Origin of the sequence: Streptomyces naganishii JCM 4654 (genome assembly GCF_014650575.1) — a bacterium.
In the GTDB taxonomy this organism is placed as follows: domain Bacteria; phylum Actinomycetota; class Actinomycetes; order Streptomycetales; family Streptomycetaceae; genus Streptomyces; species Streptomyces naganishii.
Genome location: NZ_BMVF01000035.1, coordinates 1 through 19,268 on the forward strand (window position 1 = coordinate 1; position 19,268 = coordinate 19,268).

Consider the following 19,268-nt stretch of genomic DNA (forward strand, 5'->3'; position numbering starts at 1 on the left):
ACATGGAGTGGGTCACGCCGGAGGGCGGCGGCACCCGCCTGACCTGGCACGCCCCCGTGGGCGACGGAGAGGCCCCCGCGGCCCGCTGACGCTGGTGCGGGCGTGCCGGACGGGCGATCCTGGGAACGCGGACCGGAACACGGCCCCTGGGCCGCGACAGCGCACCCTCCGTGAGGAGGCCCGTCCATGCACGCTCGGCTGGGCGACCGGCTGGTCGTCGAAAGTCCTGCCACCGGCGCCACACGGCGCGACGGCGAGATCGTCGGCCTGCACCACGACGACGGCACACCGCCCTACGACGTCCGCTGGTCGGACACGGGCGAGGTCAGCCTCGTGTTCCCCGGGCCGGACGCCCATGTGCGTCACCTCGGGCACGAGGAGCCGCCGGCCGGCGAAGGACCGCGTGCGCGGGGCGCGGCGCCGCCGGGGGCGAGCCGGGCCGGCGACTTCGGGCGGCGGCTCGCGGACGCCCGGCGGCGGCAAGGGCTCGGCCTGGAGGAGACGGCCGCCCGCGCCCGGATGTCCCCGCAGTACCTCGCCTACCTCGAGCAGCGCCCCTCCGAGCCGGGCATGGCGACCCTGCTGCGCCTGGCCGACGCGCTCGGCACCACCCTCGTGGCGCTGCGCGGCGGCGACCAGGACCTGCCGCCCGGGCAGGGGCAGGCGCTGCTCCACCCCCGCCTCACCGACCTCGGCGCGGACGAGTGCCGGGCCCTGCTGTCCACGCACGGCGTCGGCCGCGTCGCCCTGACCGGGCCGGACGGTCCCGCCGTCCTCCCGGTCAACTACGACGTCGTGGACGACGCCCTCTACTTCCGCACCGCGCCGGACGCGGCCCCGGCGGCGGCCGTCGGCCAGGAGGTGGCCTTCGAGGTGGACCACGTCGACGAGACGATGAGCCGGGGCTGGAGCGTCCTCGCCGTCGGCCGCGCCGAGGCCGTCACGGACCCCGAGGCGGTGCGACGGCTCGCGGAACGGGCCCGCTCCACCCCCTGGGCGGGCGGCCCGCGCCCCCTCTGGGTGAGGATCGCCCCCACCCGCCTGACGGGCCGCCGCATCACCCCGGCCGGCGGCTGAGCGACCCCCGCCGGACGCCCCCGCCCGAGGTGGGGACCTTCGTGGCGGGACGGGGGCTGTTCGGCCCGGGACGGCGGCGGGGGAGCGGCGGTGGACTGGGAGGTACAAGGGGCGGTCCTCCGCCCGGGCCGCAGTGAGGGAGCCGAGATGAACATCGAGACAGGGTGCGGCCGCACGGTCGGCGTCACCCGCTTCGCACCCCACGGTCTGCCCGCGTCCATGGGCCGCGTCGTCCTGGAGACCACCTGCACGTCCGAGGACAAGGGCGAGCTGTGGGCGTCGCTGACGCCCGAGGAGGCCAGGCGGCTGGCGGCCCTGCTGCTGTTCCAGGCGGCCGCGGTGGACTCCGCGCCCGCCGGCCCGTCCGGACGCGTCGAGGTCGTCCCGGTCGCGGGCGACGCCTACGAGATCCGCGTCCGCGGCCACGTCCTCACCGTCGACCAGCCCCGCTCGGACGGCGGCAAGGACACCGCGCCCACGCCCGTGGAACTGTTCGTGGCCTCCCTCGCCTCGTGCGCCGCGCACTACGCGGGACGCTTCCTCGACCGGCACGGCGTGGACCGGACCGGGCTGCGCGTCGACGCGGGATTCCGCATGGCCGAGGACCGCCCGGCCCGCGTGGCCGCGCTGTCGCTGACGGTGGAGGCGCCCGCGCTGCCCCCGGACCGCATGCAGGCCCTGCGCGCGGTGGTCTCCCACTGCACGGTGAGCAACACCCTCGCACGCGTCCCCGGCATCGGGCTCGAGGTCGTGTGCGGACCACAGGGGGAGCCGGCGGTCACGGAAGCCCCGGCCCCGGAGGGGAGCCGGACATGAGCACGTATCCGACCGCCACGGACTTCCCGGCCGCCGGCCGCCCGCCGGTGAGCGTGCGGGCGACGCTGGACGCCCCGCTGTCGCGGTGGCTGTGGCTGGTGAAGTGGATCCTCGCGATCCCGCACCTCGTGGTGCTGGCGTTCCTGTGGACCGGCTTCGTCCTCGCCGGTCTCGCGGCGGGCTTCGCCATCCTGTTCACCGGGCGCAGCCCCCGGCCGCTGTTCGACTTCCAGGCCGGTGTGCTGCGCTGGACCTGGCGGGTGGCGTACTACACCTACGGCGCCCTCGGCACCGACCGCTACCCGCCGTTCAGCCTCGGCGAGGAGCCGTCCTACCCGGCCCGCCTCGACATCGTGTACCCCGAGCGGATGTCGCGCGGCCTGGTCATGGTCAAGTGGTGGCTGCTGGCGCTGCCGCACTACCTGGTCGTCGGCGTCCTGCTGGGCGGCCTGCACCTCGGCTGGTGGGGCGGCACGGGTCTGATCGCCCTGCTCAGCGTCTTCGCGGGCGTGGCCCTGCTGTTCACCGGCGCCTACCCGCCCGGCCTGTTCGACCTCGTGATGGGCCTGAACCGGTGGGTGCTGCGGGTCGCCGCCTACGTCGGCCTGATGACGGACGAGTACCCGCCCTTCCGGCTCGACCTCGGCGGCACGGAGCCCACGGCGGACGCCGTGCGGGACGGGGAGCCCGGCACCAAGGCGTGACCGCCCGGTCCACCGCGCCGGCGCAACGGGCCACCGCGCCGGCGCAACGGGCCACCGCGCCGGTGCGACGGGCCGGCGCGCCGGCGCGACGGGTCAGCGCGACGGGTCCTGGCCGTGTTCCTTGCGGACCACGACCACCGGGCAGGCCGCGTGCTGGGCGCAGCGCTGGCTGACCGAGCCGAGCATGGCGCGCGCGAAACCGCCCCGGCCGCGGCTGCCCACGACGAGGATCTCCGCCCCCTCCGACGCGCGGATCAGCACCTCGGAGGGGTCGCCCTCGACGAGGTGCTCCTCCAGTCCGGCCGGGTGCTCCTCGCCGAAGACGCCCCGCAGCTCCCCGGCGAAGCGCTCCCGGGCCTGCTCCAGGTCGTACTCGGGGTCGATCGCCGGTCCCGTCCAGCCGACGTCGGAGGGCGTGTCCCAGACGTGGATCGCCTCCACGACACCGCCGACGAGCCCGGCGTATCCGAACGCCCAGCGCAGGGCGGCGTACGAGGACGGGGAGCCGTCCACACCCACTACCACCCGGCGTCGCGCTCCAGAGGTTTGCATGGCCACCTCACTCAGCAGTCGCTGTCCCGCGTCACGGTGACGTCCACGGTCCTTGAGTCCACGCTGCCCGGACCGGCGTGACTGTGCCAGCCGGAGGACGCGACCGGAGTCCCGGGCCGTTCACAGCTTCAGCGTGAACCAGGTGGTCTTGCCCTCGTCGGTGGGCCGTACGCCCCAGCTCTCGGCGAGCGCGCGCACCAGGAACAGCCCGCGCCCTGACTCGTCGTCCTCGGCCGCCACCCGCGGCTCGGGCAGGTGCGGGCTGCGGTCGCCGACCTCCACGGTGAGGTCCGTGGCCGTACGGCACAGGCGCAGCGCGATCGGGCCCTGGGCGTGCTGGACGGCGTTGGTGAGGATCTCGGAGAGCAGCAGCTGGGCGTCGTACGCGGGCGCCGCGCAGTCCCAGGCGGCCAGGGCCCGGCCGAGGAAGGCCCGCCCCTCGCGCACCGACGACGGATCCACGGCCAGCCGGGTGGTGAGCGCGGCCAGCGGCGCGGCCGGGAGCTGGGCGAGCAGCAGGGTGACGTCGTCGTTGTGGCTCTCCGCGTCCGGCAGCAGGGCGCCGAGCACATGGTCGGCCGCCGCCTCCAGACCGGTGGCGCCGGCGAAGCAGGCGTCGAGGACGGAGGTGAGCTCGCCGAGCCGGGCCTCGATGTCGCTGCCCGGCGTCTCGATCAGGCCGTCGGTGTACAGGACGAGGGTGGCGCCGGGCGGTATGTCCGCGCACGACTGCTCGTACAGGACGCCGCCGACGCCGAGCGGGGCGTTGACCGGCGCGGGCAGCGGCCGTACGCCGTCCCGCGGGCCCACCACGAGGGTGGGCAGGTGCCCGGCCGAGCAGACGGTGACCGTGCCGTCGTCCGGGGCGACCACCAGATAGCAGCAGGTGACCAGCTGGTCGGGCACGTCCAGGTCGGCGACGACCGTGTCCAGGGCCTGCATCAGCTGGCGCGGCTGCATCCCCGTCTTGGCCAGCGCGTGCGCGGCCGAACGCAGCTGGCCCATGACGGCGGCGGCCTCCAGGCCCCGGCCCATCACGTCCCCGATGAGGACGCCGACCCGTCCGGCGCCCAGCGGGATGAGGTCGAACCAGTCGCCGCCGACGCCGGCGCCCTGGGTGGCGGGCCGGTAGCGGCTGGCCGTGGCGATGCCCGGCAGCGCGGGCGGGGTGCCCATCAGACTGCGCTGCAAAGTGAGCGCGATGTGCCGCTGCTGCTCCAGCAGGGCGGTGAGCTCCGCCTCCGCGCGCTTGCGGTCGCCGATGTCCCGCACGATGGCGCACGCGCCGACCACCCGGCCGCGGGTGTCCCGGGTCGGCCACAGCGTGACGTCCACGTCGAGGAACGTCCCGTTCCTGGTCAGCCGCAGGGTCTCGAAGTGCTCGACCTTCTCGCCGTGCCGCAGCCGGCGCAGCAGCGCGCTGATCTCGTCCTGCCCTTCGGGCGGGGCGAGCATGGACACGTGCCGCCCGATGGCCTCCTCGGCCGTGTAGCCGTAAAGGCGGGCCGCGGCCGCGTTCCAGTAGGTGATGTAGCCGTCGAGCGTCTTGGCGAGGATGGCGTCCTGGGAGGACTCCACCAGCGCGGCGAGCTCGTTGATGCGGGCCTCGGCCGCCTTGCGGTCGCTGACGTCCCGGACGGCCGCGGACACCAGCAGCCCGTCCGCGGTCTCCAGCGGGCTGAGACTGATCTCCACCGGGAACTCGGTGCCGTTCTTGCGCCGCCCGTGCAGCTCCAGGCCCGCGCCCATGGGCCGCACCTGGCGGTTGGCGGAGTAGCCGTCGCGGTGGCGGGTGTGGTGGGCGCGGAAGCGGTGCGGTACGAGCAACTCCACCGGGTTGCCCAGCAGTTCCTCGCGCCGGTAGCCGAACAGGGCCTCGGTCTGCGCGTTCACCAGGCGGATGGCGCCGGTGTCGTCCACGATGACCATGGCGTCCGGGGCCGCCTCCAGCAGCCCGCGGAACCGCTCCTCGGCGGCCGACGGCGCGCCCTCCGGGCCCCGCGGCGCGTCCTGACGGCCCGGCCGGCCGCACCGGCACTCCTCGGCAGCCGGCGCGTGCGGCTCGAGGACCTGTGGGCGCGGCGGATGTGCCGATTCGCCAACGAATGCGCTCATGTCCGTCCCGCCCGCTTCCTGAGCCGATGGGCCATCACAGCGCAGGCGCGCGGGACGCGCACGGGCATGTCGCGTACTGAGCGTCCCTGTCCGAAGAGTTCCGCATACGTTACGCGGCCGGACCGGGCACGGACGTCTGGCGTTCGCCTCGCGGTTTCACGAACCGGCGTGCGGCGTACGGAAGTTCAGTGCCCGTCGTCCGCGAGGACGTCCGCGAGGGTGCGGCGCGGGGAGGCGGCGCCCTCGGGGCCGTAGCCGAGGCGGATCACCATCTGGGCGTGGCCGGCGCGGCCGCTCGCCCGGGGGCCGATCCGGGAGCGCAGGTCGGGCCACTCCAGACCCTGGTGCAGCAGGGAGGCCCGTACGCCGTGCACGGTGGCCACCAGCAGCACGCGCTCGAGCGCCTGGCCGGCGCGCAGCCAGTCGGCGCGGCGGTCGTGCGCGGTGGACAGCACCGCGATCACCGGCCGCGTCTCGTACGGGCGGGCGCTCAGCGCCGCCGGGCTGCGGTGCGCGCCGAAGTCCCGCATCGGCACCCGGTCCATGAAGTCCTGGGCGCCCAGGGCGGATTCGGGCACGCCCAGGCCGTCGTAGCGCGCGCCGGGGGCGTGCTCGCGCAGCCAGTGGCGGGACTCGGCGGCGCGGTCGGCGTCGGCGGTGTTGCGCCGCTCCGCCTCCCGCGTGACCAGCAGTACGCGCTCGGTCTCCTCCGGTCCGGGCAGGGTGAGCGCGACGCCCTCCGCCTGGGCGGCCTCGACGAGTTCGGCGCGCACCCGGGCCGGCAGCGGGCGGCCGGAGAACGGATGGCGGCTGCTGCGCCGGCGCCACACGGCGTCGTACAGGACGGAGGCGTACGCGCTGTGGGCCGCCGGACCGCCGAGCCGTACGGTGGCCAGCAGCGTGGGCAGGTCCGGGCGCGGCAGCAGCCGGGTGACCGGCTCACGGCCGAAGTGGGCGGCGGCGACCCGCAGATTGAGCAGCGCGCAGCCCACGGAGACGTGCAGGGCGCGGCCGGCCGGGTCGATGTGGCGCAGGCCGCGGTCGGCGGCGGCGCGGATCTGCAGCGTCTCGGTCCCGGGGTCGAGACGGAAGCGCCAGGGCTGGGTGTTGTGGACGGAGGGCGCGGCCGCGGCGGCGGCGACCAGCCGCTCCAGGGTCGTGACCTCGACTGACGTGCCGGTGCTCATCGCGGACTCCTCCCGGCGGACCGCGTCCCGCGGACCTTGTCGGTGATCCGCCCAGTCTTCCCCCGTTCCGCCCCGCCCCCGAGAGGCCGAGTGGCCCCGGACGTCCCCCCACAGGTCCCGCCCCGGGGCCCGGGGCGCCGGGATCGGGACGGTCGGACCCACGGGGGGACCAGCGGCCCCTCCACCGGGCGGGCCGCGGCAGGCAGGCTCGTAGTGGAAGAACTCGTCACAGGAGGTGGAGACCATGCCCCGCACCGTCGCCGTCGGTCTCGACGGATCACCCGAGAGCCGGGCCGCCGCCGAATGGGCGGCGCGCGAGGCGAAGTTGCTCGGCGTCCCCGTCAAGCTCGTCCATGTGTGGGAACCGGTGCCCGAGCCCATGGCGCAGGCGCCGCTGCTCGGCGCCGAGACCCACCAGCACTGGACCGAGCGGGTGCCGCGCGAGGCCGCTCAGGGACTGCGGTCGCGCCACCCCGGCGTGGAAGTGATGACCGAACAGCTCCCCGGCCACGCAGGAGAGTTGCTGACCAAGGTCGCCAAGGAGTCCGGGCTGATCGTGCTCGGGTCCCGCGCCCTCGGCGGCCTCGGCGGCTTCATGGTCGGCTCGATCGGCATGTCCGTCGTGGCGCACGCCGAAAGCCCCGTCGTGCTGGTCCGCGCCGACGAACAGGCCGCGGACGAGCACGAGAGCGACCCGGCCGGCGTCCCGTCCACCGCGACCGCCTTCCGGCCCGTCGTCCTCGGCCTGGACACCGCCGCCCCGGACGACGCCCTGATCGAGTTCGCCTTCGAGGCGGCCCGCCGCCGCGGCACCTCGCTGCGCGCCGTGCACGCCTGGTACCCGCCCACGTACTACGCCTACGCCATGCCCCTGGACGCCGAGCTGCACGCCTCCCTGGCGGCCGGCGAGGCCACCGCCCTGGCCGACGCGCTGCGCCCCTGGCGGCACAAGTACCCCGACGTCGAGGTCGTCGAGGACTCCCACTGCGGCAACGCCGCCGACGCCCTGGTCGCCGCCTCCGCGGAGGCGTCCCTGGTCGTCGTCGGCCGGCGGGTGCGCCGCAACCCGTTCGGCACCCACATCGGCCACGTCACCCACGCCGTCCTGCACCACGGCACCGCCCCGGTCGCCGTCGTCGCCCACGGCTGACCCACCCCCGCACGAACCACCACCCCGGTCACTCATCCGAGGAGCACACATCATGAAGGCAGCGGTCGTACGGAGCTTCGGCGAGCCCCTCGTCATCGAGGAGCGCCCGGACCCGGAGCCCGGCCCCGGCCAGGTCCGGATCCGCGTCGAGGCATCCGGGCTGTGCCACACCGACATCCACGCCGCCCACGGCGACTGGCCGGTCAAGCCCAGCCCACCGTTCATCCCCGGTCACGAGGGCGTCGGCCTGGTCGAGGAGCTCGGCGAGGGCGTCACCCACCTGGCCGTCGGGCAGCGCGTGGCCGTGCCCTGGCTCGGCCGGGCCTGCGGGCGGTGCGAGCACTGCCTGTCCGGCTGGGAGACGCTGTGCGAGCAGCAGATCAACACCGGCTACGGCTGCGACGGCGGCTACGCCGAGAAGATGCTGGCCTGGGCCGACTTCGCCCAGCCGGTGCCCGAGGGCGTCAGCCCGCTCGACGCGGCCCCCCTGACCTGCGCCGGCGTCACCACGTACAAGGCGCTCAAGGTCGCCGGGGTCGGGCCGGCCCAGCTGGTCGCGGTCTCCGGGGTGGGCGGACTCGGCCATCTGGCCGTGCAGTACGCCAAGATCGCCGGCGCCCGGGTCGCCGCCATCGACGTCACCGACGACAAGCTGAGGCTCGCCGCCGAACTCGGCGCGGACATCCTCATCGACGCCCGCACCCAGGACGTGGGCGAGGAGCTCAAGCGGCACGGCGGCGCCCACGCGGCGATCGCCCTCGCCGTGAACGAGGACGCCTTCCAGGCGGTCAACTCGGGCCTCAGGCGCGGCGGGAAGCTCGTCATGGTGGCCCTGCCCGCGCACGGCACCATCCGCGTGCCGATCTTCGACACCGTGCTCAACGGCACCTCGGTGATCGGCTCCATCGTCGGCACCCGCCAGGACCTCGCCGAGGTGTTCCAGCTCCACGCGGACGGCCGGACCCGGGTCATCCACGAGACGCGCCCGCTGGAGGCCGTCAACGAGGCCATCGACGAGGTGCTGCGCGGCGAGGTCAAGGCCCGCATCGTGTTCGACCTCGGCACGGGCGAAGGCAGGTGAGCGCCGTGGACCTGCCGCTCGTCGTCGGCGTCGACGGCTCCGAGCCCAGCCTGCGGGCCGCCGACTGGGCGGCCGACGAGGCCGCCCTGCGCCAAGTGCCGCTGCGCGTGGTGTACGCCGCGCTCTGGGAGCGCTACGAGGGCGCCTCGATCGCCCAGGAGCTCGGCAAGCCCGAGGCCGAGGTACGCGCCCAGGACGTCGTCGAGGCCGCCGCCCGGCGGGCCCGCGCCCGCCGGCCCGGCCTGCCGATCAGCATGGCCGCGCTGCCCGAGGAACCCGAGTACGCGCTGGTGCGCGAGGGCCGCAACGCCTCCGCCCTGGTCGTGGGCACCCGCGGCCGCAGCGGCATCGCCGACCTGCTGCTCGGCTCGGTCAGCCTGTTCGCGGCCGGGCACGCCGACTGCCCCGTGATCGTGGTGCGCGGCAACAACGACAACCAGGCCCGCACGCCCGTGCACGGCCGCGTGGTCGTCGGCGTCGGCAAGGAGCCCGGCCTGGCGGTGGAGTTCGCCGCCGCGGAGGCCGCCCGGCGCGGGGCCGTCCTGGAGGCGGTACGGGCCTGGCGGGCGCCGGCACGCGAGGGCGCCGGCCATCCGCTGATCGACGGCCAGCCCGGACTGGAGGAGGTGGCGGCCGTCGAGGCCCTGGACACGGCCCTGCGGGACGTCCCGCCGGGCGTCAAGGTGGAGCGCAGCGCCGTGGAGGGACCGGCCCGCAGGGTGCTGCTGGCCGCCGCGCACGAGGCCGACCTGCTGGTCGTCGGCGCCCGGCGCGGCGAGGGTCACTTCGGGCTCCAGCTCGGCCGGGTCGCCCACGCCGTGCTGCACCACTCGGCCTGCCCGGTCGCCGTGGTGCCGCGGCGCGGCTGAGGCGGCGGGCGGCCGCATCCGGCGGCGCCGGTGTCGTAAGCGGGGGAGGTCAGAGGCCCGCCGCGTGATCGGGGACGTAGGTCTGAAGATCGCGCGGCGGGCGCTCGTAGCCCGTGGACGGCGGCCGCTCGGGCAGTTCCAGCACCGGGGGCGACACCTCGTGGTAGGGCACGCTGTCCAGCAGGTGGGCGATCATGTTCAGCCGGGCGCGGCGCTTGTCGTCGCTCTCGACCACGTACCAGGGCGCCTCCGAGATGTCGGTGTGCACCATCATCTCGTCCTTGGCCCGCGAGTACGCCTCCCAGTGGGTGATGGACTCCAGGTCCATCGGCGACAGCTTCCAGCGGCGCAGCGGGTCCTCAAGGCGGCGCCTGAACCGCTCCTGCTGCACGGCGTCGCTCACCGAGAACCAGTACTTGCGCAGCAGGATCCCGTCCTCCACCAGCATCCGCTCGAAGATGGGGCACTGGCGCAGGAACCGCTGGTACTCCTCCTTGGTGCAGAAGCCCATCACATGCTCCACACCGGCCCGGTTGTACCAGGACCGGTCGAACAGCACGATCTCGCCCGCCGCCGGCAGCTGCTCCACGTAGCGCTGGAAGTACCACTGGGTGCGCTCGCGCTCGGTCGGCTTCGGCAGCGCCGCGATCCGGGCGACGCGCGGATTGAGGTGCTCGGTCACCCGCTTGATCGTGCCGCCCTTGCCGGCCGCGTCGCGCCCCTCGAACACCACCACCAGCCGCGCGCCGGTCGCCCGCACCCACTCCTGGAGCCTCACCAACTCCGTCTGGAGACGCAGCAGTTCGCTCTCGTACGCCTTGCGCGGCAGCTTCGCCGCCTTCGTGTCGCCCACAGCAGGAACCGTACTTTCCGGCGGCGGCCCGCGCACCCGCGGGCCCGGCCGCCGACCCGGCGCCCGGTCCCCGCGCCGGGCGCGACTTGGGGCCGACCGGCCCAGGGTCCGCCCCCAACAGCCCATGGGAGCGCCGCCCGCACAGCGGGATGCTTCAAGCGTCGAGGCACGACACGCACGCCGGTGGCCTCAGCGGCAGAGGAGGAACGGACATGAAGCACGACAAGATCGGCTCCGTGATGACCACCGAGGTCGTCCGGGCCGGGTACGGCACTCCGTTCAAGGAGGTCGCACGCCTGCTCGCCGACCACCGCGTCAGCGGACTGCCCGTGGTCGACGAGGACGACCAGGTCATCGGCGTCATCTCCGAGACCGACCTGATGATGCGCCAGACGCACACGCCCGCAGGCCCCTACGAGGCGAACGGACGCCCCTGGTACGAGCGCCTCACCGCGCTCACCGCCGGGTCCCGCCGCCGCGCAGCCAAGGCCAGGGCGCGTACCGCCGGCCAGCTGATGACCGAGCCGCCCGTCACCGTGCACGCCGACGAGACCATCGTCGAGGCCGCCCGCACCATGGCGAGGCGCCACGTGGAGCGGCTGCCCGTGGTGGACGAGGAGGACCGGCTGGTCGGCATCGTCACCCGGCGCGACCTGCTGCGGGTCTTCCTGCGCCCGGACGGCGAGATCCGCGACGAGGTCGTGCGCGAGGTGCTGGTACGGACCCTGTGGCTGGCGCCGCGCACCGTCTCCGTGTCGGTGACCGAGGGCGTCGTCACCCTGAACGGGCACATGGAGCGGCGCAGCGACACCGAGATCGCCGTGTCGATGACCCGGCAGATCGACGGCGTCGTCGACGTCGTCGACAAGCTCACCTACAGGCTCGACGACACCCGCGTGCAGCCCGAGGAGCAGGCCCTGCACGGCGTGGCCGACAACTGGCTGCGCGGACGGTGAGAGGAGGCGGACCGCCATGGCGGAGAAGGTGCTGGTCGCCTACGGATCGGCCAACGGATCCACGGCGCAGATCGCCGAGGCCGTCGCCCGGACCCTGCGCGCGGACGGCCTGGACGCCCAGGCCCTGCCCGCCGGGCAGGTGTCCGAGGTGTCCGCCTACGACGCCGTAGTCGTCGGCGGCGGACTGTACGCGGGGCGCTGGCAGAAGGACGCCCGCCGCTTCGTGCGGCGTCACCGCAGGTCCTTGTCGGGCCGCCCGGTCTGGTTCTTCAGCAGCGGCCCGCTGGACGCCTCGGCCTCCGAGCGGGACATACCGCCCGTGCCCGGGGTGCGGCGCGCCATGGCCCGGCTGGACGTCAGCGAGCACGCGACCTTCGGCGGCCGGCTGGAGGAGGGCGCGAAGGGCAGGATGGCTCGCATGATCGTCAAGCAGGGCAAGGGAGGGGACTTCCGCGACTTCCCCGCGATCGAGGCCTGGGCGGACCGTATCGCCGGGCAGATCACGGGGAGGGGGCCCGACGGCCACTGAGGGGGAGGGGGGAGGGAGTGCCCCGGCACCGGTCACCCGGTGCCGGGGCACTCCCGTCGTCCGGTGCTCCCGTTCGGCGCGTCGTCCGGTGCTCCCGTTCGGTGCTGCCTCGCGGTCCCTCGCACGGACTCGCGGCTCCCTCACGCGGACTCGCGGCTCCCTCACACGGAGGTGAGGGGCCGGGGCCGCGGCACTTCTTCCGGGCGCGTGAGATGGGCGGTGAACCAGTCCCGGGCGAGGGCCGTCGCGGTCCGGCGGGCGACCGGGCCGGCGAGCACGTCAGCGGCGCCGGGGACCACGGCCACGCGGTGGTCGCAGCGCATCCACTCCGCCGCGAGCCGGTTGCGGCCGAGCATCCGGGTGTCCAGGGCGCCGACCACGAACAGCGCCGGGGCGCGCACCCGGGCCAGCGCGGCGGGTCCGGCCAGGTCGGGCCGGCCGCCGAGGCTGACCACGGCCCGTACGCCGTCGTCCGCCGCGGCCGCCAGGGCGGCCCCGGAGCCCGTGCCGGCCCCGCACAGGCCCACGGGCAGCCCGGTCTCCCGGCCGAGCAGGGTCACGGTGGCGTGCAGGCGCCTGGCCAGCAGCACGATGTCGAAGACGTTGTGCCGGTCGCGCTCCTCCTCCTCGGTGAGCAGGTCGACGAGCAGCGTGCCGAGGCCCGCCCGCTGGAGCGCCTCGGCGACGTAGCGCTGCTCGGGGCTGTGCCGTCCGGTGCAGCCGCCGTGGGCGCAGACCACCAGCGCGCGGGCCATGGCGGGCAGGGTGAGCACGGCGGCCAGCCGGGCCGGCCCGGCCGGCACCTCGATCTCCCGCTCGGGCGCGGGGCCGCCGGGGGCGGCCCCGGCCGTCGTGGCACCGGCCGTCACGGGGGCGCCGACGGCCGCACCGGGGACGCCGGTGGCCGCGTCGACCTCCGCGTCCGTGACCGGCGTGAAGTCCTCGTACCAGGCGCCCAGGGAGCCCGGGTGGCGCAGCGGCTGCGGGCAGACGACCCGGTCCGCGACCGTGCGCAGACACGGCAGCGCCGCCTCCGGGCCCACCGGCACCGCGAGGACCACGCTCCTGGCGCCACGGGCCCGGGCCACCCGGCAGGCCGCCTCCACGGCCGCGCCGGTCGCCAGCGAGTCGCCGACGACCACGGCGGTCCGCCCGGTCAGCGGCAGCGGCGCGCGACCGCCCCGCCAGCGGCGCACCCGCCGCTCCAGCTCGGCGCGCGCGGCCCGCTCGGCGGTCTCCCGCTCGGCCGGGCCGAGACCGCTCTCGCGTACGACGTCCTGGTTCAGGACGCGCACCCCGTGCTCGCCGATCGCGCCGAAGCCGAGCTCCGGCTGCCAGGGCACGCGCAGTTTGCGCACCACGGCGAGGTCCAGCGGGGCGCCGAGGTGCCGGGCCACTTCCAGGGCCACCGGGACACCGCCCCGGGGCACTCCCAGCACCACCGGGTCCGTGTCGCGCAGGTACTCCAGATGCCGGGCCAGCCGCCGCCCGGCGTCCGCGCGGTTCGCGTAACGCATGCGCCGCCACCTCCTCGTGCGTGGCCGCGGTGACGCGGCGGTGGCCGCTCACCGCACTTCCCAATTTCCCATTGGAGCGCGTCCCGGCGCGCGCGGGCAGAGACGAGCGACCCCCGGGGAAGGGCCGTTCGGCCTTTCTCCGGGGGTCGCTGGACAGCAGAGGGGTGAGTGGTGCGGGCGGCTCGTCGTGCGTCAGCCGGTCTTCTGGTCCCAGCGGGGGCCGATGAGCTCCCACTCCACGCCCCACTGCTCGTAGCGGTGCCGGTCCAGGCGCCAGCGCGCGAGGGCGGTGCCGCCCCAGACGAGGCCGGCCAGGGCCAGGGCGGCCGACGTGCCGAAGAGGGCGGCCTCGACCCGTGCCTCCGTCGGTCCGGGCGGCTGGGTGGTGAGCGTGCCCCGGCCGTTCTGCCAGACGGTCACCTTGGTCCCGGAGCGCAGTCCGGTCTCCACCAGGGTGCGTCCGGTGCGGGCGGTGCCGTCGGGCGCGGTCCAGCGCACCTTCGCCGGGGCGCGGTAGGCGTCGCCGCCGGCGGCCGTCCGCGGGACGTCCGTGACCAGGACCGCCGCGACCGGGTGCCGGTCCGCGCGCTGGTGGGCGAACTCCTGGTCCGCCGCGCGCGCCGCAAGGGTGCCGGCGAGCGCGCCGCCGACCAGGATGACCGCCCACGTCACGAGCAGGAGCCAGGCCTCGACGACGTCGTCGTGGCGGCGCAGGGGGCTGACGCGCCACCGCCACAGCCACACCCGCCCGCGTGTCCTCCCCGTCCTCCCCGTCCCTCTCGTCCTCCTCGTCGTCCCCGGCTTCCCGGGCCTGTCGCCCGGCTTCCTGCCGCTGGTGCCGCTCACGGTCGCCACCTCCTCTTTCCCGTGTTCACGGTGGCAGCGCCGAGCGCGCCACGACATGGGCCGGTCAGGGGGCGCACGAGGGCCGACCGGACCCTCCTCGGCGCCCGGCCCGGGCCGGTGGGCCCCGTCCGGGGCACCCGTGGACACGCCGCGAGCGAAGCCGGTCCCTGGCTGCGCGGGCAAGGGCCGTCCGGCCCATGCGCGATCCCCGTCCTCGGGACAAGCTGGATCTGCGGGGCAAAAGCGGCGTGGCGCCGCGAAGGCGCCCACTGCCGGGAGAGCACCGCCGACAAGCTCCCGAGAAGAGGGTGAGATCCGGCATGAAAGGCTATGTGTTCCACGGTCCCGGGCAGGCCGCCTGGGAGGACGTCCCGGACCCCGGTGTCCAGGAGCCGACCGACGCCGTAGTACGCGTCGACACCGTCACCATCTGCGGCACCGACCTGCACATCCTCAAGGGGGACGTACCCGAGGTGCGCCCCGGCACGATCCTGGGGCACGAGGCGGTGGGCGAGGTCGTCGAGGTCGGCGCCGACGTGCGCACCGTACGGCCCGGCGACCGGGTCCTGGTCTCGTGCATCACCTCCTGCGGCCGCTGCCGCTTCTGCCGCGAGGCCATGTACGGCCAGTGCCGCGGCGGCGGGGGCTGGATCCTCGGCCACCTCGTCGACGGCACGCAGGCGGAGTACGTCCGGGTGCCCTTCGCCGACCTGTCCGTGCACCCGCTGCCGGCCTCGGTGACCAACGAGGACGCGGTGCTGCTGGCCGACATCTTCCCGACCGCCTACGAGGTCGGCGTGCTCAACGGGCGGGTACGGCCTGGGGACACCGTGGCCGTGGTCGGGGCCGGACCCGTGGGGCTCGCGGCGATCGCCACGGCCCGGCTGTTCGCGCCGGAGCGCGTCATCGCCGTGGACGTGGCCCCCGCACGCCTGGAGGCCGCGCGCAAGCTGGGCGCGGAGGTGGTGGCCGACGCCCGCGAGACCCCCGAGCAGCTGGTCGCCGACCTCACCGGAGGGCTCGGCGCCGACGTGGTCGTCGAGGCGGTGGGCGTGCCGGAGACCTTCGAGCTGTGCACCCGCATGGTGCGCCCCGGCGGCCACGTCGCCAACGTGGGCGTGCACGGCCGCCCCGCGACCCTGCACCTGGAAGACCTGTGGATCAAGAACGTGACCATCACCACGGGCCTGGTCGACACCCACTCCACGCCGACCCTGCTGCGGATGGCCGCCGCCGGCCGGCTGCCCGCCTCCCAGCTGGTCACCCACACCTTCCCGCTGGAGCGCATGGAGGAGGCGTACGACGTCTTCGCGCACGCCGCCGAGACGGGCGCGCTCAAGGTGGTACTCGGCGGTCCGCAGCGCGAGGTCGTCCCGGTCACGTCGGCCTGACCGGCGGCCCGGACACCGCCAGACAGGCACGCAGGCAGAAAGGCAGGGACCGGCCATGACCGGACAGACGGCGCCCGAGACACCCGGGCCGGCGCGGGAACACGCGCCGGCCGAGGCCGCGCAGGAACGCGGCCCGCTCGGTCACCTCGGGCGGCATCTCGCCCGGCGGCGGGCCGACCTGGGCCTGACCCGCAGGGAGACCGCCGCCCTCGCGGGCATGGCGCCCAGCTACCTCGCCTACCTGGAGGAACGGCCGCTGGCCGCCCCGGGCGCCGGAGTGCTGGGCCGGCTCGCCGCCGTGCTGCACACCACGGTGCCCGAGCTCACCGGCGGCGCCGCCGACCTGCCGCCGGGCGCCGGGCCCGCCGCGCGCGTCCCGCGCTTCACCGAGCTGACCGAGGCGGAGTGCCGCGTCCTGCTCGGCACCCACGGCGTGGGGCGCGTGGCGGTGGAGACCGGCTCGGGGCCGGTGATCGTGCCCGTCAACTACAGCGTCGTCGACGGGGACATCGTCTTTCGCACCGCGCCCGGCACGACCGCGTTCCGGGCGTCGGGCTGCCGGGTGGCTTTCGAGGCGGACCGCATCGACGACGCCTTCGGCGAGGGCTGGAGCGTGCTGGTGCGCGGCCGTGCCCGGGCCGTCACGGACCCCGACGAGGCCGGGCGGCTCGCCGAGCAGGCGCACGGTGTGCCCTGGGCGGGCGGCCGGCGGGAGGAGTGGGTGCGCATCGAGCCCCTCGCCGTCACCGGCCGCAGGATCACGGTCTGAACCGGGCCGTTCTCCGCACCGGCCGGGACCGACGGCCCTCCTGCGGCGCCCTGGCCGCCGGGACCATGGAAGGAGGGGGAGACAAGAGCGGCCGTACCGGCCGAACCAGCTGGAGAGACGGACCCGGCTCATGTATCGCAACGACGGAATCCGCGAACTGGAACGGCAGGAGTGCCTGCGGCTGCTGGCCAAGGCGCCGGTGGGCCGAATCGTGCACACGCGCCACGCACTGCCCGCGGTGCTCCCGGTCAACTTCGGCCTGGACGGCGACGGCGCGGTGCTCCTGCGCACCTCGGCGGCCTCCGAGCTGGCCCGCGCGGTCGACGGCGCGGTCGTCGCCTTCGAGGCCGACGAGGTGGACCCGCTCGCCCACTCCGGCTGGAGCGTCGTCGTCACCGGCCCCGCCGCCGTGGTGACCGACCCCGGCGAGCACCGGCGCCTGGTGCGGGGCGGCCCCCGCTCGTGGGCGCCCTCGCCCCGGGAGGTCTTCGTCCGTATCGAGCCGGAACTGGTCACCGGGCGTGAACTCGTCGGCGGCTTCAGCATGTACGGCCTCGACGCCTTCTTCTGACCGAGCGAACGGGAGGCAGCCATGGAGGGTTCCCAGTACACCGTCGGCGACGTGATGACCCGGACCGTGGTCGCCCTGGCCGGCGGCGCGATGTTCAAGGAGATCGTGCGCACGATGGAGCAGTGGGGCGTCAGCGCGATGCCCGTGCTGGACGGCCACGGCCGGGTGATCGGCGTCGTCTCCGAGGCCGACCTGCTGCACAAGGAGGAGTACCAGGACTACGAGGCGGAGCGCCACGACGGCGGCCCCGAGCTGCCGGGCCTGCCCCGCCGCCCCGCGGAGTCGGCCAAGGCGCGGGCGGTGACCGCGGAGGAGCTGATGAACACCCCCGCCGTCACCGTCCACTCCGGCGCCACCCTCGGCCGGGCCGCCCGCCTGATGGCCCGGCACGGCGTCAAGCGGCTGCCCGTCGTGGACGACGACGGCCTGCTCGCCGGCATCGTCAGCCGTTCCGACCTGCTGAAGGTGTACCTGCGCACCGACGAGGACATCGCCGAGGAGGTACGCCGTCAGGTCGTCGCCGGCCGGTTCCCCGTGCCGCCGGAGTCGGTGCGGGTGTCCGTGCGCGAGGGCGTGGTCACCCTCGCCGGGCAGGTCCCCGACACTTCCCTGGTGCCGCTCGCCGTACGCCTGGTGCGCTCCGTCGACGGCGTGGTGGACGTACGCTGCCTGCTCACCGGCCCGCCCCGCCGCCCCGTGCTCGAACCGGACCTGGAGGCCGAGCCGCACCCGGCGCACGGCACCGCGCCCTGAACCCCGACCCCGAACACCCTGAACGCCGGGCCGCCGCCGCACTTCGAGTGCGGCGGCGGCCCGGCGGTTTCCGCGTGGCCGTCGTCAGCGGGACCCGGTGAGCGCCGAGGCGCTGCTGAGGTGGCACTCGACGTCGACCACGCCCTCGATCGCGCGCACCAGACGGGCGGCGACCGGGACCATGGCGGTGTCCCGGATGCGGCCGGTCAGCGTGACCACGCCGTCGCTCACCTTCACCTCGATCGGCTCGACGGGGGCCGGGAACAGTTCGGCGACGACCTCGTGGCGGACCTCCTCGGCGATGTCGTCGTCGGTGCGCAGGAAGACCTTCAGCAGGTCGCCGCGGCTGACGACGCCCTCCAGCATCCCCTCGTCGTTGACGACCGGCAGCCGCTTGACCTTGCGCTGGGCCATGACGCGGGCCGCCTCGGCGAGCGTGGCGTCCGGGTGGACGGTCACGGCCGGGGTGCTCATCAGCTCCCGCGCGGTCAGGGCACCCGCCTTGGCCAGGTCGGTCAGGCGGGCGCGCTGAGTGAACCGGTCGGGGTCGCTGTCGCGGAACTCCTCCTTGGGCAGCAGGTCGGCCTCGGACACGACGCCGATCACCCGGCCCTCGCCCTCCAGCACCGGCAGCGCGCTGACCTTCCACTGTCCCATCAGGTTGACGATGTCCTTGAACGGGGCGTCGCGCCCCACCGCCACGACGGTGTGCGTCATGACGTCGCTCACGATGTGCGGGCTGCCGTGCATGGTCTCCTCCTCGATGTGCGGTGCGCTCGACGGCCGGCGCGGACGCCGTCCGTCACCTGCCGCCGCTGCCGTACGGGGCGTACAGGTCGAGCAGCCGGATCCGGGCGGCGTGCAGCCGGTGGGCGACCACGCGGCCGACCCAGTCGGCCACCGCGCGGCCGAACTCGGCGTCCTCGGCGCACAGCGCCCGCACCTTGTCCGCGTCGAACTCGTAGGCCCGCACCGGGCTCATGGCCTCGGCGCCCAGCTGCCAGACGTACGGCGGGAAGTGCCAGGACCAGCCGACCAGTTCGCCGTGGCCCAGCGACTCGATGACCGGGGAGCGCCGGCCGGGGACGTGCAGGTCGAGGGAGACGGTCCCGGTCCTGATGATCCAGAACCGGTCGGCGTGCCGGCCTTCCTCGAACAGACGGCTCCCGACGCCGAAGGAGACCTCGCGGGCGAGGCTCATCAGCCGTTCGCGGTGTTCGGCCGGCAGGGCCGTGGACAGGGTGGTGGTGGAGGTCATCGCACCGGCTCCTTTCGTCCGCTGAGCGCGTGGTCGGACGGTGGTCCTACTGCTTCCAGGCTCCGCCGGGAGGGGCCGCGGCGCCACGGGCCGCCCGGTCCCGGCCCGGGGGTCGTTCGGCCCCGGCGCACGAACCGGGGCCGGACCGGGGCCGGACACGGGTCGACGGGGAGGACCATCCGCTTCTCGCGGATCCTGATCGCGCGGTGCGCGGCTCCCGCCGCTTCCCCGCGCCTTCCCGGGGTCCTCCCCGTCACCTCAAGCACACCACGCG

The 19,268-nt window shown here is 75.3% G+C and carries 20 protein-coding genes; 12 read left to right on the forward strand and 8 right to left on the reverse strand.

The annotated features are described in order from the left end of the window. The first annotated feature begins 186 nt into the window (after positions 1-186). The 3 genes from IE217_RS33740 to IE217_RS33750 all read left to right on the forward strand — a co-directional run bounded on the left by IE217_RS33740 (position 187) and on the right by IE217_RS33750 (position 2,597). Positions 187-1,077 (forward strand): pyridoxamine 5'-phosphate oxidase family protein, encoded by an 891-nt coding sequence (locus IE217_RS33740; protein WP_190181771.1) that lies wholly within the window; start codon positions 187-189, stop codon positions 1,075-1,077. A gap of 147 nt (positions 1,078-1,224) precedes the next feature. Then, positions 1,225-1,893 (forward strand): OsmC family protein, encoded by a 669-nt coding sequence (locus IE217_RS33745; RefSeq protein WP_229865846.1) that lies wholly within the window; start codon positions 1,225-1,227, stop codon positions 1,891-1,893. Next, positions 1,890-2,597, forward strand: coding sequence for a DUF4389 domain-containing protein (locus tag IE217_RS33750; protein ID WP_190181772.1), 708 nt, complete (start codon positions 1,890-1,892; stop codon positions 2,595-2,597). Before IE217_RS33745 ends, IE217_RS33750 begins: the two co-directional genes overlap by 4 nt. Before the next feature lie 93 nt (positions 2,598-2,690). On the opposite strand, the gene IE217_RS33755 is transcribed toward IE217_RS33750, so the two are convergent. From IE217_RS33755 to IE217_RS33765, 3 genes are all read right to left on the reverse strand, one after another. Further along, the gene (locus tag IE217_RS33755) at positions 2,691-3,149 is read right to left on the reverse strand and encodes a universal stress protein (protein WP_190181773.1); all 459 of its coding nucleotides are present in this window, start codon (positions 3,147-3,149) and stop codon (positions 2,691-2,693) included. Between the two features lie 120 nt (positions 3,150-3,269). Further along, the gene (locus IE217_RS33760) at positions 3,270-5,264 is read right to left on the reverse strand and encodes a PAS domain S-box protein (RefSeq protein WP_190181774.1); all 1,995 of its coding nucleotides are present in this window, start codon (positions 5,262-5,264) and stop codon (positions 3,270-3,272) included. A gap of 185 nt (positions 5,265-5,449) precedes the next feature. After that, positions 5,450-6,451, reverse strand: coding sequence for an Acg family FMN-binding oxidoreductase (locus tag IE217_RS33765; protein WP_190181775.1), 1,002 nt, complete (start codon positions 6,449-6,451; stop codon positions 5,450-5,452). A gap of 244 nt (positions 6,452-6,695) precedes the next feature. On the opposite strand from IE217_RS33765, the gene IE217_RS33770 reads away from it, so the two are divergent. From IE217_RS33770 to IE217_RS33780, 3 genes are read left to right on the forward strand one after another with little or no spacing between them, the layout of a single operon-like run. Further along, the gene (locus tag IE217_RS33770; protein ID WP_190181776.1) at positions 6,696-7,601 is read left to right on the forward strand and encodes a universal stress protein; all 906 of its coding nucleotides are present in this window, start codon (positions 6,696-6,698) and stop codon (positions 7,599-7,601) included. Between the two features lie 52 nt (positions 7,602-7,653). Further along, positions 7,654-8,682, forward strand: a complete 1,029-nt coding sequence (locus IE217_RS33775) for a zinc-dependent alcohol dehydrogenase (protein ID WP_190181777.1) — start codon at positions 7,654-7,656, stop codon at positions 8,680-8,682. A 5-nt stretch (positions 8,683-8,687) separates the two neighbouring features. Beyond that, positions 8,688-9,551, forward strand: a complete 864-nt coding sequence (locus IE217_RS33780) for a universal stress protein (RefSeq protein WP_190181778.1) — start codon at positions 8,688-8,690, stop codon at positions 9,549-9,551. 49 nt (positions 9,552-9,600) lie between these two features. On the opposite strand, the gene ppk2 is transcribed toward IE217_RS33780, so the two are convergent. After that, positions 9,601-10,404: a polyphosphate kinase 2 gene (gene ppk2, locus IE217_RS33785; protein WP_190181779.1), complete on the reverse strand. Its 804-nt coding sequence runs from the start codon at positions 10,402-10,404 to the stop codon at positions 9,601-9,603. A 212-nt stretch (positions 10,405-10,616) separates the two neighbouring features. On the opposite strand from ppk2, the gene IE217_RS33790 reads away from it, so the two are divergent. Both IE217_RS33790 and IE217_RS33795 read left to right on the forward strand, forming a co-directional pair. Next, positions 10,617-11,360 carry a CBS domain-containing protein gene (locus IE217_RS33790; protein WP_190181780.1) on the forward strand — a complete coding sequence of 248 codons (744 nt, stop codon included), beginning with the start codon at positions 10,617-10,619 and terminating at the stop codon, positions 11,358-11,360. Between the two features lie 16 nt (positions 11,361-11,376). Then, positions 11,377-11,889, forward strand: coding sequence for a flavodoxin domain-containing protein (locus IE217_RS33795; RefSeq protein ID WP_190181781.1), 513 nt, complete (start codon positions 11,377-11,379; stop codon positions 11,887-11,889). 161 nt (positions 11,890-12,050) lie between these two features. Here the strand turns inward: IE217_RS33795 and IE217_RS33800 are convergent, their stop codons facing one another. Next, positions 12,051-13,406 (reverse strand): phosphoribosyltransferase family protein, encoded by a 1,356-nt coding sequence (locus IE217_RS33800; protein WP_190181782.1) that lies wholly within the window; start codon positions 13,404-13,406, stop codon positions 12,051-12,053. Between the two features lie 192 nt (positions 13,407-13,598). Then, on the reverse strand, positions 13,599-14,150 hold the full coding sequence (locus tag IE217_RS33805) for an Rv1733c family protein (RefSeq protein WP_190181783.1): 552 nt from the start codon (positions 14,148-14,150) through the stop codon (positions 13,599-13,601). 422 nt (positions 14,151-14,572) lie between these two features. Between IE217_RS33805 and IE217_RS33810 the strand changes: the two genes are divergently transcribed. The 4 genes from IE217_RS33810 to IE217_RS33825 all read left to right on the forward strand — a co-directional run bounded on the left by IE217_RS33810 (position 14,573) and on the right by IE217_RS33825 (position 17,736). After that, positions 14,573-15,643 (forward strand): zinc-dependent alcohol dehydrogenase family protein, encoded by a 1,071-nt coding sequence (locus IE217_RS33810; protein WP_190181784.1) that lies wholly within the window; start codon positions 14,573-14,575, stop codon positions 15,641-15,643. 55 nt (positions 15,644-15,698) lie between these two features. Then, a complete protein-coding gene (locus IE217_RS33815) occupies positions 15,699-16,412 on the forward strand; it encodes a helix-turn-helix domain-containing protein (protein ID WP_190181785.1) in 714 nt (237 codons plus the stop codon). 130 nt (positions 16,413-16,542) lie between these two features. Further along, entirely contained in the window at positions 16,543-16,983 is a 441-nt protein-coding gene (locus IE217_RS33820; protein WP_190181786.1) for a pyridoxamine 5'-phosphate oxidase family protein, read from the forward strand. 21 nt (positions 16,984-17,004) lie between these two features. Continuing rightward, positions 17,005-17,736 carry a CBS domain-containing protein gene (locus tag IE217_RS33825; protein ID WP_190181787.1) on the forward strand — a complete coding sequence of 244 codons (732 nt, stop codon included), beginning with the start codon at positions 17,005-17,007 and terminating at the stop codon, positions 17,734-17,736. Positions 17,737-17,820: 84 nt separating this feature from the next. Here IE217_RS33825 and IE217_RS33830 read toward each other — a convergent pair whose 3' ends face one another. Both IE217_RS33830 and IE217_RS33835 read right to left on the reverse strand, forming a co-directional pair. Beyond that, a complete protein-coding gene (locus tag IE217_RS33830) occupies positions 17,821-18,486 on the reverse strand; it encodes a CBS domain-containing protein (protein ID WP_190181788.1) in 666 nt (221 codons plus the stop codon). Positions 18,487-18,538: 52 nt separating this feature from the next. Then, positions 18,539-18,994 (reverse strand): Crp/Fnr family transcriptional regulator, encoded by a 456-nt coding sequence (locus IE217_RS33835; protein WP_190181789.1) that lies wholly within the window; start codon positions 18,992-18,994, stop codon positions 18,539-18,541. Positions 18,995-19,268: the final 274 nt, after the last annotated feature.